14 protein-coding genes are annotated in these 13945 nt (G+C 60.6%); 10 read left to right on the top strand and 4 right to left on the bottom strand.

Features of this window, described 5'->3' with window-relative positions:
- Both Q0562_RS11725 and gatC read right to left on the bottom strand, forming a co-directional pair.
- Positions 1 to 1112 (bottom strand): amidase family protein (locus tag Q0562_RS11725; RefSeq protein ID WP_298644583.1); only part of this gene is annotated, 1112 nt, incomplete at its 3' end.
- A gap of 3 nt (positions 1113 to 1115) precedes the next feature.
- On the bottom strand, positions 1116 to 1406 hold the full coding sequence (gene gatC, locus Q0562_RS11720; protein ID WP_298644580.1) for an Asp-tRNA(Asn)/Glu-tRNA(Gln) amidotransferase subunit GatC: 291 nt from the start codon (positions 1404 to 1406) through the stop codon (positions 1116 to 1118).
- A 103-nt stretch (positions 1407 to 1509) separates the two neighbouring features.
- Here gatC and Q0562_RS11715 point away from each other — a divergent pair, with 103 nt between their 5' ends.
- The 10 genes from Q0562_RS11715 to Q0562_RS11670 are packed head-to-tail and all read left to right on the top strand — an operon-like array spanning position 1510 to position 10755.
- Complete coding sequence (locus tag Q0562_RS11715) at positions 1510 to 2559, top strand: rod shape-determining protein (RefSeq protein WP_298644584.1); 1050 nt, start codon at positions 1510 to 1512, stop codon at positions 2557 to 2559.
- A gap of 7 nt (positions 2560 to 2566) precedes the next feature.
- A complete protein-coding gene (gene mreC / locus Q0562_RS11710; RefSeq protein WP_298644578.1) occupies positions 2567 to 3550 on the top strand; it encodes a rod shape-determining protein MreC in 984 nt (327 codons plus the stop codon).
- Positions 3534 to 4019, top strand: a complete 486-nt coding sequence (locus Q0562_RS11705; protein WP_298644575.1) for a rod shape-determining protein MreD — start codon at positions 3534 to 3536, stop codon at positions 4017 to 4019. Before mreC ends, Q0562_RS11705 begins: the two co-directional genes overlap by 17 nt.
- On the top strand, positions 4016 to 5908 hold the full coding sequence (gene mrdA, locus Q0562_RS11700; RefSeq protein WP_298644573.1) for a penicillin-binding protein 2: 1893 nt from the start codon (positions 4016 to 4018) through the stop codon (positions 5906 to 5908). Before Q0562_RS11705 ends, mrdA begins: the two co-directional genes overlap by 4 nt.
- Positions 5901 to 7031 (top strand): rod shape-determining protein RodA, encoded by a 1131-nt coding sequence (rodA, locus tag Q0562_RS11695; protein WP_366144778.1) that lies wholly within the window; start codon positions 5901 to 5903, stop codon positions 7029 to 7031. Before mrdA ends, rodA begins: the two co-directional genes overlap by 8 nt.
- Positions 7028 to 8044, top strand: coding sequence for a lytic murein transglycosylase B (mltB, locus tag Q0562_RS11690; RefSeq protein WP_298644569.1), 1017 nt, complete (start codon positions 7028 to 7030; stop codon positions 8042 to 8044). The genes rodA and mltB overlap by 4 nt, the downstream gene beginning before the upstream one ends.
- Complete coding sequence (locus tag Q0562_RS11685) at positions 8041 to 8697, top strand: septal ring lytic transglycosylase RlpA family protein (protein ID WP_298644567.1); 657 nt, start codon at positions 8041 to 8043, stop codon at positions 8695 to 8697. Before mltB ends, Q0562_RS11685 begins: the two co-directional genes overlap by 4 nt.
- 8 nt (positions 8698 to 8705) lie before the next feature.
- Complete coding sequence (locus tag Q0562_RS11680) at positions 8706 to 9830, top strand: D-alanyl-D-alanine carboxypeptidase family protein (protein WP_298644566.1); 1125 nt, start codon at positions 8706 to 8708, stop codon at positions 9828 to 9830.
- Positions 9831 to 9833: 3 nt separating this feature from the next.
- A complete protein-coding gene (lipB, locus tag Q0562_RS11675; RefSeq protein WP_298644564.1) occupies positions 9834 to 10463 on the top strand; it encodes a lipoyl(octanoyl) transferase LipB in 630 nt (209 codons plus the stop codon).
- Between the two features lie 46 nt (positions 10464 to 10509).
- The gene (locus Q0562_RS11670) at positions 10510 to 10755 is read left to right on the top strand and encodes a type B 50S ribosomal protein L31 (protein ID WP_298644563.1); all 246 of its coding nucleotides are present in this window, start codon (positions 10510 to 10512) and stop codon (positions 10753 to 10755) included.
- 111 nt (positions 10756 to 10866) lie between these two features.
- Here the strand turns inward: Q0562_RS11670 and pgmB are convergent, their stop codons facing one another.
- Positions 10867 to 11529, bottom strand: a complete 663-nt coding sequence (gene pgmB, locus Q0562_RS11665; protein WP_006985973.1) for a beta-phosphoglucomutase — start codon at positions 11527 to 11529, stop codon at positions 10867 to 10869.
- Positions 11530 to 11680: 151 nt separating this feature from the next.
- Entirely contained in the window at positions 11681 to 13945 is a 2265-nt protein-coding gene (locus Q0562_RS11660) for a glycoside hydrolase family 65 protein (protein ID WP_298644561.1), read from the bottom strand.

Raw genomic sequence — 13945 nt, 5'->3', positions numbered from 1 at the left:
TAGGCGTCGTAGTAGCCGGCGGAGAGGGCGTAGGTGCCGATGAGGATGCGGCGCTTCACTTCTTCGCCGAAGCCTTCGCTGCGGCTGCGGCGGTACATGTCTTGCAGGTCTTGCGGCTGGGCGCAGCGGTGGCCATAGCGCACACCGTCGTAGCGCGAGAGATTGGAGGAGGCTTCGGCGCAGGCGATGATGTAGTAGCTGGCGATGGCGGCGTCGCTGTACGCGAGGTCGATGTCCACCAGGGTGGCGCCGAGGGTTTCGTAGGTTTTCGCGGCGGCGTGGATGAGGTCGGCCATCGGCGCGTTGAGGTCGCGGTAGTAGGCACGCGGCAGGCCGATGCGGATGCCGGTGAGCGGGCGGTCAAGTTCCCGGTCGAAGATGGTGTGAGTCTGCGGGCTGGCAGTGGAATCGCGCGGATCGTGCCCGGCCATGCCGTTCAGGACGAGAGCGAGGTCGTCGGCGCTCGCAGCGAAGGCACCTGCCTGGTCAAGGCTGGAGGCGTAGGCGATCATGCCCCAGCGCGACAGGGTGCCGTAGGTCGGCTTGATGCCGGTAATGCCACACCAGGCAGCAGGCTGGCGGATGGAACCGCCGGTATCGCTGCCGGTGGCGTAGGGTACGAGACGGGCGGCGACGGCGGCGGCGGAGGCACCGGATGAGCCGCCGGGGACGTATTCGTGCTGCCACGGGTTTTTCACGGCACCAAAGGCGCTGCGTTCGTTGGAGGAACCCATCGCGAATTCGTCCATTGAGAGTTTGCCGGTCATGACCGCGCCCGCGTTGGCAAGGTTTTCGACGATGCCGGCGTCGTAGGAGGGGATGAAGTTGGCGAGCATGTTGCTGCCGGCGGTGGTGCGGATGCCGTTGGTGCAGAAGATGTCTTTGTGCGCCATCGGGATGCCGTCCAGCAGCCCCAGGGTTTCGCCTTTGGCACGGCGGGCGTCGCTGGCATCCGCTGCGGCGCGGGCATGGTCGAAGGTGGGGGTGAGGTAGGCGTTAAGCGTCGGATTGTGCTGTTCGATGCGCGCGAGGTGGTAATCGCAGAGTTCGCGCGCGCTGATGTCGCGGGCGGCGAGTTTGGCGGCGAGTTGGCGGAGGCTGAGGGTGTGCATGGGTTATTCGATGACTTTGGGGACGGTGATGTAGCGGTTTTCGGCGGCAGGCGCGTTTTTTTCGATGCTCGGCATCATGTCGCGTGCGATGGCAACGTCTTCCCGCAGGCGCTGGGTTTCGCCCAGCGGGTGCGAGAGCGGGGTGGTGGCGCTGATTTCCGGGGTATTGATGGTGTTGAAGAGGTCGAAGATTTGCCCCAATTCCCGGGCGAGGCGGGGCAGGTCCGCTTCCTGGATTTCAAGCTGGGCAAGGGCGGCTGTTTTCGCGATGGTTGCGGGTTCCAATTGGCTCATGGCGGGTAAAAAGTCCTTCAAAAAAACGCTTGGGAAGGTATCATACCGCGCTTTGGTTTGCACCGTCTTCGGTGGTTTTCTATTCGCAAGCAGAGGCTTTTTTATGGGTTTTAATTTGTTTCGCGGGATGTTTTCCAGTGATTTGTCGATTGACTTAGGGACAGCCAACACGCTGATTTATGTGCGTGGCGAGGGACTGGTGCTGGATGAGCCTTCGGTGGTTGCGATTGCCGAGGATCCGCAGGACGGGCGCAAGAAGATTGTCGCTTATGGCTCGCAGGCGAAGCAGATGCTGGGGCGGACGCCGGGGAATCTCACCACGGTGCGGCCGATGCAGGACGGGGTGATTGCCGATTTCAAGATTACCTCGATGATGTTGAAGCATTTTATTCACCGTGTGCACCGCCGCAAAGGACTGTTCCGCCCCGCGCCGCGCATTCTGGTGTGTGTGCCGTCCGGGGCGACGCAGGTGGAAAAGCGCGCCATCCGTGATGCAGCAGAAGGCGCCGGTGGCAGCGAGGTGTTTCTGATTCAGGAGCCGATGGCGGCGGCGATTGGTGCCGGTATCCCGGTGGATGAGGCCTACGGCTCGATGGTGGTCGATATTGGCGGCGGCACCTCGGAGGTGGCGGTGATTTCGCTGAACGGCATCGTCTATTCGACTTCTGTCCGCATCGGCGGCGACCGCTTCGACAGCGCGATTATGGATTATGTGCGCCGCAATTTCGGCATCGTTATCGGCGTACCGACGGCGGAGCGGATCAAGAAGGAAATTGGCTGCGCTTATCCGTCTTCAGAAATTCGCGAACTGGAGGTGCGCGGCACGAACCAGCAGGAAGGGGCGCCGCGCAGTTTCAGCATCAATTCGAATGAGGTACTGGAAGCATTACAGGAACCGCTGGGCGGAATTGTGCGCGCGATCAAGCAGGCACTGGAATTGACGCCGCCGGAGCTGGCGGCGGACGTAGCCGATCGCGGTATTGTTTTGACCGGCGGCGGAGCGTTGCTGCGTGATCTGGATCGTTTGTTGATGGAAGAAACCCGCTTGAAGGTGATTATTGCCGAGGATCCGTTGACCTGCGTTGCGCGCGGCGGCGGCAAGGTGCTGGAATTGCTGGATCAGCGCGGTGTGGCATCGTTTCTGATGTCCTGATTGCACGATGTGGTTTGATTTTTCGCCGGATACGCCGCAGCCGTTGCGTCTGCGCCCCGTGTTCCTGGCGCTGTTTGTCGCGGTGTTTTTGCTGGTGCTGGCGCAGCGCGGCTGGCTGGTGCGCCCGTATGCCTGGCTGCATGACGGGGTGTATGCGCCGCTGCGCACGGTGTTGCATGCGCCGATGCGCTGGTCGCAGGCGAGCTGGCAGAAGCTGGCGGCGCATCAGGATGAACACGCGCTGTTGTTGCAGGCGCAGCAGGAGAATCAGGAGTTGCGCGCGCAGGTGCAGTTGCTGGGGCATTTTCAGGCGGAAAACCGCCGCTTGCGGATGCTGATGGATTCGCTGCTGGATGTGACGGATCCGGTGCTGATTGCCGAGTTGAGCGATACGTCGATTGACGGCTACCGCGAGCTGGTCACGCTGAACAAGGGTACGCAGGACGGCGTGTATGTCAATCAGGCGGTGATTGACCCTTACGGGCTGGTCGGGCAGGTGGTCGAGGTCTTCGCGCACGAGTCGCGGGTGATGCTGATTACGGACACGCGCAGCCGCGTACCGGTGTATGTGGCGCGCACGCAGCAGCGTACACTGGTCTTCGGCAGCACGGGTTATGGCTCGCTGGAAATGCCCGCCCTGCGCGCCGACAGCGATATTCAAGTCGGCGACCGCCTGGTGAGTTCCGGTCTGGGCGGGATTTATCCGCGCGGTTATCCGGTGGCCGAGGTAACGGCGGTCGAGCGCGACAGCCGCGCCTCGTCAATGACGGTGCGGCTGCGGCCGCTGGCGCATTTGCAGTCGATGCTGGAAGTGCTGTTGCTCGATCAGCGCCACATTGCGTTTCAGCCACAGACGGTGGTGCCGGTCGGCCCGCCGCTGCCGGACGCGATGGCCGAAAAAGCCGAGGATGCGCCGCCGGATGCCGGAACGGCGAAAGCCAGAGATGATGCGGACGGGCATGGGGGGGCGCCGGATGCGGACGCGCAGTAGTTATCCGGTCGGCCTGCTGTTTATGCTGCTGTGGGCGCTGATGGTCGGCGCAGATTTTTATGCGTCGTGGTTTGTCCTGCCGGATGTGGTGATCGTGACCGCGCTGTATCTGTTTTTGTTCGTGCCGCAGTTGCCGCTGTGGCGCTGGCTGTTGCCGGTCAGCCTGCTGATGGATGTGGCCGCCGCCACGCCGTTTGGTTTTCATGCGCTGTTTTATGCGCTGGCGGCGCTGATGTCGCTGCCGTTCCCCGGCGTATGGCGCATGGCGGCGCCGGCGGTGAGCGTGCTGGTGTTGTGCCTGCTCGCCTTTGCCTTGCAGGTGTTGCGCTGCCTGATGCTGTTTGCCTGGCAGGGCGTTCCCGCGCCGCCCGGCTGGTTGTGGGGCGGGGTGCTGGCGCTGCTCTGCCTGCCGTTTTTGCGCTGGCTGGCGGAACGCACGGTGCGCCGCGTGCTGGGGGATTTTTCGTGAAATACGAAGACTGGCGCGCCGATCCGTTGAGCGGCAGCGAGCAGGGCGATGAGGAAGCGCGCCTGCATCAGTCGTTTTCCCGCCGCATTTTGTTGTCCGCACTGCTGGTGTTTGCCGGGTTCCTCGGCCTCTTTGCCCGCATGGGCTATTTGCAGGTGCTGCGTTATGACTATTACCGCACCCGCTCGCAGAGTAACCGGATGCGGCTGAAAGCGATTGTGCCGCAACGCGGCACGATTTTTGACCGCAAGGGGCGGCCACTGACTGAAAACATCCTGCGCTACCGCGTCGTCATCAGCCCGTCGCAGACGGTGAATGTGCGCGAAACGGTGGATGCGGTGGACGAAATCCTGCCGCTCTTGCCGGAAGAGCGCGAGCGTTTTTTTCGCCTCTACCAGCAGACGCGCCGCTATGAAGCGGCGGTGTTAAAGGCTTCCATCAGCGAGCAGGATTATTACCGCCTGGCGGTGCAGTTGTACCGCCTGCCGGGGGTGTCGGTCGAGGAGTATTACGAGCGCTATTATCCCTACGGCGAAATCGCCTCGCATGTTATCGGCTACACCAACCGCATCAGCGAGGAAGATCTGGAAACGCTCAATCCCGATGATTATCGCGGCCTGCAATATATCGGCCGTTCCGGTATCGAGCAGCAGTATGAAGACCGCCTGCGCGGCCGCCCCGGCTATCAGCAGGTCGAAACGGATGCCAACGGCAATATTGTCCGCCTGATGCACGAGCAGCCTGCCGTGCGCGGTCAGGATATTTATCTCAGCCTCGATATTGATTTGCAGGGGTTTATTTACCGCATCCTCGGCGATTATCGCGGCTCGTCCGTGCTGATTGACCCGCAAAACGGCGAGGTGTTGGCGATGGTAAACAAGCCCGGTTTTGATGCCAACCTGTTCGCGCGCGGCATCACCCAGCGGCAATACCAGCGTCTACTCGATGACCCGCACGGGCCGATGTACGACCGCGCCCTGAAAGGCCGCTACCCGCCCGGCTCGGTCATCAAGCCGTTCATGAGCCTCGCCGGTTATCACTACGGTGTGTTCACCCCTTACACCCGCGTCAATTGCCCCGGCTATTTCCGCGTACCCGGGGCGGCGCGGCGTTTTCACTGCTGGAACCGGCACGGACACGGCTCGGTCAACGCCGACCGCGCCATGGCACAATCTTGCGACGTGTATTACTACACCCTCGGCTATCAGCTTGGGATTGACCGCATCGCCGAATTCGCCACCCATTTCCGCCTCGGCATCCCGACCGGCATTGATATGCCGGATGAAGGCAGCGGCATCGTACCGACGCGCGAATGGAAGCAAAAGCGCTTCAAGGTACCGTGGTTCATCGGCGATACCATTAATTGCAGCATCGGCCAGGGCTTTTTCACCACTACGCCGCTGCAGCTCGCTTACATGACGGCGCTGATTGCCCGCGACGGCAGCGAGTTCACACCGCGCCTGTTGCAGCGTTATTACGACCCGGAAACGGCGACTTTTACCTCCGTCAAGGCACCGCTTGATACCGGCAAAGTAGCCGTCTATGAATCCGGCATCTGGAACACGGTGCGCCAGGACATGGTCAACGTCATCCACAGCGCCTACGGCACCGCGCGCAACATCTCGCGCGGGCTAACGTACCGCATGGCGGGCAAATCGGGCACGGTGCAGGTGGTGTCGTTCAAAACCGAGCGGCGCGTGCATTCGCACGAACTCGGCGCGGAAGAGCAGGACAACGCCATGTTCATCGCCTTCGCCCCCGCCGACAAGCCGCGCGTCGCCGTGAGCATGGTCGTCGAACGCGGCGGCGGCGGCAGTTCCACTGCGGCGCCGCTGGTGCGGCAGATTACCGATTACTACCTGAGGGGGCAGAACGATGCTGATGCATGACGTGCGTAAAAAAACTGTCTGGCAACTGGTCGGCGAATGGCTGCGCCGCATCGACATCCCGATGCTGTTCGGCCTGCTGGTGCTGATGGGTGGCAGCCTGCTGATTCTGCGCAGCGCAGGCAGCAGTGACGAAGGCATCCTGATGCGGCAGACCCTGCGCTTCGCCGCTGCTATCGGTATCTTGCTGGCCATTGTCGCCGTGCCGCCGCGCTATATCCGCCGCCTCACCGCCCCCGCTTACTGGCTGACCCTGGTGCTGCTCCTGCTGGTGCTGATTATCGGCAGCCGCAGCAACGGCGCGCAGCGCTGGCTCAACATCGGTATCGCCCGCATCCAGCCGTCCGAACTCGCCAAACTGACCATCCCGCTGATGGTTGCCTGGCTCGTCACCATCCGCGCCGCCATCCCCGGCATCGGCAGCGTCATCCTCGCCATCCTCGTCATCGTCGTGCCCGTCGTTCTGATCTTCATGGAACCCGACCTCGGCACCGCGCTGCTGGTTAGCGCCTCCGGCTTCATCACCCTCTTCCTCGCCGGCCTGCCCGTCTGGATTATCGTCCTCGGCGGGGTGCTGGCCGCCATCGGCCTGCCACTCTTCTGGATGTTCGGTATCAAAGAATACCAGCGTGACCGTGTCCTTACCCTGTTCAACCCCGAAGCGGATCCCTTTGGCAACGGTTACCACATCATCCAGTCGAAAATCGCCATCGGCTCCGGCGGGCTGTCCGGCAAAGGCTACATGCAAGGCACCCAGTCCCAGCTCGAATTCCTGCCCGAATCCAGCACCGACTTCATCTTCGCCGTCATTGCCGAAGAAACCGGCCTGATTGGTGTCGGCCTGCTACTGCTCTGCTACGGCCTGATTATCGCGCGCGGCCTCTACCTCGCCCTGCACCTCACCGACCGCTTCGCCCGCATCATGGTGGCCAGCATTCTCCTGACCCTATTTATTAACGTCTTCGTCAACATCGGCATGGTCAGCGGCATCCTGCCCGTCGTCGGCCTGCCACTGGCGATGATCAGCTACGGCGGCAGTTCCATCCTGTCGCTGATGGCGGGCTTCGCCCTGGCAATGAACCTCGCCGGCGGCTTCCGCGCCAAAAAAGATGAGGAACACCTATGACCATCCGCCGATTGCTCACCCTGCTCGCCGCCTGCATCACCAGCCTCTATGCCGCTGCTGACAACAGCTACGGCACCAATCCCGCCGCCATCAAGATGATGCAGGAGCTCGCCGCCCGCGACGACTACGATGCCGATTACCTGCAAGCACTGCTGCTCGCGGTTGGCCGCGACGACGACGTTCTCGCCAAAATCAGCAAACCGGCGGAAAAAACCAAACCGTGGTACGAATACCGCAAAATCTTTGCCGACCAAGCGCGCACCGATGACGGCGTCGCCTTCTGGGACGCCAACGCCGCCACCCTCGCCCGCGCCGAAGCCCAGTATGGCGTTGACCCCGCCATCATCGTCGCCATCCTCGGCGTCGAAACCCGCTACGGCAAAGTTACCGGCACCATCCCCGTCTGGCAGTCGCTGCTCACCCTATGCATCGACTACCCGCCGCGTGCCCCGTTTTTCTGCGAACAAACCGACTACTTCCTGCGCCTCGCCAAGCGGGAAAACCGAAACCCGCTCGCCATCAAAGGTTCCTACGCCGGGGCAATGGGCATGGCACAATTCATGCCGAGCAGCTATTACAACGACGCTGTGGACTACGACGGCGACGGCCGCATCGACCTCTGGTACAGCCCGGCGGACGCCATCGGCAGTATCGCCCACTACCTGCAAGTGCGCGGCTGGCAAAAAGACGGGCGCTACATCTACCGCCTGCCCGCCGAACCCACCATCGCCGTCTACGGCAACGACCACAAGCCGCATTACCAAATCCATACACTTTTGACAGATAATAACCTGAAAGATGACGTAGATTTAATAAAAGAAATTGGGGATAATGGCACGGAAAACGTCGGAAGCCTTGTCACTGACGCATCGGCGCAGGAAAAAACATGGTGGATAACCTATAACAACTTCTATGTTGTCACCCGCTATAATGCGTCCCCGCTTTATGCCATGGCGGTCGGCGAACTGGCCGACCGAATCAGACACAAAAGAGAGAGCAAATTGAGACAATGAACGTAAAACAACTCCTGGTGCTAACTATCACAGCGGTCGCATTCACCGCACAAGCGGAAGAAGCGGCGGCAGATAAGGCCGAGCCCGCATCGGCTACAGCAGAACAGCAGGTGAATATCGTTAAAGTGATCGATTTTACCCAACCGCAAAAAACCCTTGCCTCCCAAGAAGCCAAAACCCGGGCGCTACTCGCCGGGGAAGACAAAAAAGCCCTGCGCGACATTGATTTCACCCGCCCGAACCTGCGCAACCTCGTCGAAAACAATGCCAAAGGCGACGTCATCACCAAAAGCAGCGGTCGCAAAAGCTACAGCTACACCGTCTTGGGCAAACGCTACCAAACCCTGGCCGACAGCAAAGGCTTCGAACAACAGGGTCCCGCTTCCTGGTACGGCAACCCCTTTCACGGCCGCAAAACCGCCAATGGCGAGACCTACGACATGAATGAAATGACTGCGGCGCACAAAGAACTGCCGCTCGGCACCCGTGTTGAAGTCACCAACCTGTCGAACGGACGCAAAGTCGTCGTTCGCATCAACGATCGCGGTCCCTTCCACGGCAACCGCGTCCTGGATCTCTCCCGTGCCGCCGCCCAGGAACTTGGTACCCTCAACGCAGGCGTCGCCCAAGTGCAAATCCGCGCCCTGCAATAGGAAAGGCGATGCGACACCTGTTCCGCCGACTCATCCTGATCATCGCCGCTGTTTACAGCGGCTTTGTCTTGGCACAAAACGCCCCCGAACTGCCGGTAAAAAGCTACATCCTCACCGACGCCGCGAGCGGGCAGGTCCTGCTCGGCAAAAATCCCGACGAAAAACTGCCGCCCGCCAGCATCACCAAACTGATGACCGCCTATCTGGTCGTCGAAGCGCTGGAAAACGGCAAACTGACCCCGGACACCCCCATCACCGTGAGCCAAAACGCTTACAAACAGGAAGGCTCGCGGATGTTCATCGAAGTGAACAAACAAGTCCCCGTAGAAGACCTGCTGCAAGGGCTCATCATCCAGTCGGGCAACGATGCCGCCGTGGCACTGGCCGAATACATCGGCGGCTCGGCCGACGGCTTCACCGACATGATGAACCGCAAAGCGGCAGAACTCGGCATGACCAACACCCACTACACCAACCCGACCGGCCTGCCCGACCCCGAAAACTACACCACCGCTGCCGACATCGCCACCCTCTCGCGCCACATCATCAACGATCACCCGCAGTACTACCACCTCTACGGCCAAAAAAATTACACCTACAACAAAATCAAGCAGGACAACCGCAACCGCCTGCTGTGGCGCAATGCCAGCATTGACGGCCTGAAAACCGGACATACCAAAGAAGCGGGCTACTGCCTCGCCAGCTCCGAAAAACGCGGCGACATCCGCTTCATTGCCGTCGTCCTCGGTGCAGACAAAGAAAGCGACCGCTACGATGCCACCCAGGCGCTCTTCAACTACGGCTTCGCCCAGTTCGAAGAAATGGTTGTCCTCAAGGAAGGGCAAAACCTGTCCACCGTCCCTGTTTACAAAGGCACGGCAAACGAAGTCAACGTCCGCCCGCAGCACGATGTCAAGCTCATACTGCCGGTCAACGCCAAAAGCCAGGTTGTTTTCTCGCTTGACCTGAACAAACCCATTATCGCCCCGCTTGCCGCCGGACAGGAAATCGGCACCATCCGCGTCAAAATCGGCGACAAAGTCTATGCCACCCTGCCCGCCGTTGCCGGCGACAGCATAAACAAAGCGGGCTTCTTCAAACGCGCCTGGCACAGCATCAAACTCCTCTTCTGACCCATGCACACCCGCCACCTCGGCCTGTGTCCCTACCGGGAAACCTGGGACGCCATGCGAGCTTATACCGCCGGGCGCGACGCGGACAGCGCCGACGAACTCTGGCTCGTACAACACCCGCCAACCTTCACCCAAGGACAAGCGGGCAAAGCCGAACACCTGCTCGCCCCCGGCGACATCCCCGTCATCCACATCGACCGGGGCGGACAAATCACCTACCACGGCCCCGGGCAAATCATCATGTACTTGCTGCTCGACATCCGCCGCAGCGGCACGGGTATCCGCTCCCTGGTCAGCATGATCGAAAACAGCGTTATCACCCTCCTGCGTGCACACGGCATCACCGCCATCGCCCGCCCCGATGCCCCCGGCGTCTATGTGGACGGGCAAAAAATCGCCTCACTTGGCCTGAAAGTCAGCAACGGCCGCACCTATCACGGCGTCGCCCTGAACGTGGACATGGATCTCGAACCCTTCACCCGCATCAATCCCTGCGGCCTCATCGGCATGCACATGACGCAACTGCGCGATCTCGGCATCCCTCTCAGCCCGACAGCGGCGGGCGATGCCCTCGCTGCCGCCTTTACCGGGGAATGGCGGGCGCACCTTGCAACAGGCGGTGTAACCCGATAAAATCGCGCGGTTTTTTCCATAGCAAACCGGAATTTTAGGAGACCCCATGAAACCCGATATTCATCCGAACTACCGCCCCGTCGTCTTCAAGGACAACAGTGCCGACTTCGCCATTCTCACCCGCTCCACCGTTGAGACCAAAGAAACCATCATTTGGACCGACGGCAAAGAATACCCGCTGGTACGCGTTGACATCAGCAGCCAGTCCCACCCGTTCTACACCGGCAAGCAAAACATCGTTGACGCCACCGGACGTGTTGATCGCTTCAAACGCAAGTACGGCAAGAAATAAGCTGCTTTCTGCGATAAAAAACCGGCATCAAGCCGGTTTTTTATCACAAGTTCGGTAGAAGAAAAAAGGCTCCATCAAGGGGCTTTTTATTTTGTTTGTCGCATTGATGCTTCAATGCAGCGCCGCCCAAACTTCATCTAAATAGGCGAGAGTCAGGTGGGCAGTATCGGGGACGAGGGCAATATCACTGCCCAGGTCTTCTGCTTTGCCCACGCCGACAGGCAGCGCACCGGCGGCTTTGATGGCGGTGATGCCGGCGGCGGCGTCTTCAATGCCGATGCAGTCGCGGATGTCCACCCCCACGCCTTGTGCGGCAGCGAGGAAAATGTCCGGCGCCGGTTTGGAGTGGGCGACGGCGGCAGGGTCGGCAATGGCGTCGAAGTAGGCGGTGAGCTGCATTTTTTCGAGCAGGAAGGGGCCATTTTTGCTCGCCGAGGCCAGCGCGATTTTTTTGCCCGCCGCGCGCAGGGCTTGCAGCAGGGCGAGGATGCCCGGGTACACGTCTTCAGGGCGGACGGCCTGAATCATTTCGACGTAGTTGTCGTTTTTGCGCGTGGTCAGGCGGGCAAATTCGGCATCGTCCACACTTTTGCCGCCGTGGGCGAGAATGCGGCGCAGGGAATCGTCACGCGAGACGCCTTTGAGTTGTTCGTTGAAGGCGCGGTCGATATGGATGCCCTGTTCTTCGGCGAGTTTTTTCCAGGCCAGGTAGTGGTATTCGGCGGTGTCGGTGATGACGCCGTCAAGGTCGAAGAGGACGGCTTGGTAGGTCATGGTTGTTCTCCTGTGTTGTTTTTTGTACGCGACAGAGATTCGTCAAGCGGCGTACGCGGGGTTTGCGCATAGTCTCCCCCCCTTGCGTCGCTGCGCGACACCTTCCCCCGCAAGCGGGGGGGGAAGGGATTTTCTCTGTGGGGGGCGCTTTTTACCCGTTTTTTTGCAGCGGCGCGCTGTGGCTGTCTTTCAGGGTCAGGGTTTCGCCGTAGAGTTTGAGCGGCAGGGCGTCGCCTTTGAGCAGGCGCAGGGTGACGTTTTTGCCGTCCACTTCTATTTTTATCAGGCGGCCACGGTAGTTGATATGGAAGGTGTAGCCCGTCCAGTCTGATGGCAGGAAGGGCGCGAAGCTGAGGGTGCCACCCCAGGTTTTCATTTGGGCAAAGCCCTGGACGATGGCCAGCCATGAACCGGTCATGGAGGTGATATGCAGGCCGTCTTCGGTGTCGTTGTTGTAGTTGTCGAGGTCGAGGCGGGCAGTGCGCTGGTACATTTCCACGGCTTTGGCTTCTTTGCCGAGTTCGGCGGCGAGGATGGCGTGGATGGAGGGCGACAGCGAGCTTTCGTGCACGGTCATCGGTTCGTAGTAGTCGAAGTTGCGCCGTTTTTCGTCGAGGGTGTAGCGGTCGCCGAAGAAGTAGATGCCTTGCAGGACGTCGGCCTGTTTGATGAAGGGCGAGCGCAGGATTTTGTCCCACGACCATTTTTGGTTCAGCGGCAGGTCGTCCGGCGAGAGGGCGGAGACGGGGCGGATGTCTTTGTCGAGGAAGCCGTCGTGCTGGACGAAGATGCCCTGTTCTTTGTCTTCGGGATAGTACATGTTCGCGATGATGTCCTGCCATTTGCCGCGTTCGGCGTCGCTGACGTTGAGATCGGGGCGCGGGTGTTTTTGCAGGGCGTCCAGGGTGTATTGCAGTACCCAGGCGGCGAGGGTGTTGGTGTACCAGTTGTTGTTGATGTTGTTTTCGTATTCGTTCGGCCCGGTCACGCCGTGGATCATGTATTTGCCGTGGCGTTTGGAGTAGTGGACGCGGTCCGCCCAGAAGCGCGAGACTTCGACCAGCACTTCCAGACCTTCTTTGGCGAGGTAGCTGTCGTCGCCGGTGTAGTTGGTGTAGTTGTAGATGGCGTAAGGGATGGCACCGTTGCGGTGGATTTCCTCGAAGGTGATTTCCCATTCGTTGTGGCATTCGACGCCGGTGAAGGTAACCATCGGGTAGAGCGCGCCGGCGAGGCCTTGCTGACGGGCGTTGTGCTGGGCTTGCGGCAGCTGGTTGTGGCGGTATTTGAGCAGGTTGCGGGTGACGTTCGGCTCGGCCAGGGCGAGGTAGAGTGGCACGGCGTAGGCTTCGGTGTCCCAGTAGGTGGCGCCGCCGTATTTTTCGCCGGTGAAGCCTTTGGGGCCGATGTTGAGGCGGGCGTCTTCGCCGTAGTAGGTGGCGAATAGCTGGAAGAGGTTGAAGCGGATACCTTGTTGGGCTTCGTCGTTGCCGCTGATGACGACGTCGGCGATATCCCAGCGCTGTTTCCAGCCCGCTTCGTGGGCGGCGAGGAGGTCGGCGTGGTTTTGTCTGCTGATTTTCGCGGAGAGGTCGCGTCCGGCTTTTTGTACGGCGGCGAGGCCGTCGTAGTCGCGGCTGGTGGTGATAATGACGCGTTTTTCAAAGGTTTTCGGCGCCGCGCCCACTTCGGCTTCGAAGCGGTTGGTCACGCGCCAGTCGCTGCTGTCGTGGCCGGTAGCGGTGAAGTCGCCGGCGAAGGTTTGTTCGGCGTTGACGATGAATTGGTCGACGCCGAAGGGGTTGGCGACGGTTTGGGTGGCGATGCTGCCACGGTCGGCGGTAACGTCGCGCGCCAGTACTTGCCAGAATTTTTCTTCGTAGTTGGCGTCTTCGTTTTTCACGTCGGCGTCAATGACGGCGTCGATGCGTACTTTGTGGGTTTTGCCGTCGGTGGCGGTGATGTCCCAGCGGATGAGCGCCAGTTCTTTTTGCGCGACGGAGAGGAATTTGCTGATGCGGAACTGGACGCCGAAGAGGGTGAACTGGCGGTGCAGGACGCCGCTGTGCATGTCGAGTTCGAGGACGAAGTCGGTGGGGGCGTGCTTGCCGAGGTCAACTTCCTGGCCGTCAACGTAGATGGCGACTTTGCTGTAATTCAAGGCGTTGATGGCTTTGCCGAAGTATTTGGGGTAGCCGTTTTTCCACCAGCCGACGCGGGTTTTGTCCGGGAACCACACGCCGCCGATGTAGGTGCCGAGGTGGCTGTCGCCGGTGTAGGTTTCTTCGAAGTTGCCGCGCATGCCCATATAGCCGTTGCCGAGGCTGGTCAGGCTTTCTTGCAGGCGTTTGTGTTCTTTTTCCAGTTTGGTGCTGCGGATGCTCCAGGGGTGGATTTCCATGATTCTCAGGTACAT

This window comes from uncultured Cardiobacterium sp., assembly GCF_938028825.1.
GTDB lineage: Bacteria > Pseudomonadota > Gammaproteobacteria > Cardiobacteriales > Cardiobacteriaceae > Cardiobacterium.
Note: the sequence above shows the minus strand (reverse complement) of the source record. Positions and strands in the feature narration are given on the sequence as shown.

Excerpts from the sequence above, each read along its gene's own strand:
- rodA (WP_366144778.1), top strand. The coding sequence starts at position 5,901 with ATGCATGACGTGCGTAAAAAAACTGTCTGGCAACTGGTCGGCGAATGG.
- Q0562_RS11660 (WP_298644561.1), bottom strand. The coding sequence starts at position 13,945 with ATGTACCTGAGAATCATGGAAATCCACCCCTGGAGCATCCGCAGCACC.
- lipB (WP_298644564.1), top strand. The coding sequence starts at position 9,834 with ATGCACACCCGCCACCTCGGCCTGTGTCCCTACCGGGAAACCTGGGAC.
- Q0562_RS11715 (WP_298644584.1), top strand. The coding sequence starts at position 1,510 with ATGGGTTTTAATTTGTTTCGCGGGATGTTTTCCAGTGATTTGTCGATT.
- gatC (WP_298644580.1), bottom strand. The coding sequence starts at position 1,406 with ATGAGCCAATTGGAACCCGCAACCATCGCGAAAACAGCCGCCCTTGCC.
- mreC (WP_298644578.1), top strand. The coding sequence starts at position 2,567 with ATGTGGTTTGATTTTTCGCCGGATACGCCGCAGCCGTTGCGTCTGCGC.
- pgmB (WP_006985973.1), bottom strand. The coding sequence starts at position 11,529 with ATGACCTACCAAGCCGTCCTCTTCGACCTTGACGGCGTCATCACCGAC.
- Q0562_RS11680 (WP_298644566.1), top strand. The coding sequence starts at position 8,706 with ATGCGACACCTGTTCCGCCGACTCATCCTGATCATCGCCGCTGTTTAC.
- mltB (WP_298644569.1), top strand. The coding sequence starts at position 7,028 with ATGACCATCCGCCGATTGCTCACCCTGCTCGCCGCCTGCATCACCAGC.
- Q0562_RS11685 (WP_298644567.1), top strand. The coding sequence starts at position 8,041 with ATGAACGTAAAACAACTCCTGGTGCTAACTATCACAGCGGTCGCATTC.
- Q0562_RS11705 (WP_298644575.1), top strand. The coding sequence starts at position 3,534 with ATGCGGACGCGCAGTAGTTATCCGGTCGGCCTGCTGTTTATGCTGCTG.
- Q0562_RS11670 (WP_298644563.1), top strand. The coding sequence starts at position 10,510 with ATGAAACCCGATATTCATCCGAACTACCGCCCCGTCGTCTTCAAGGAC.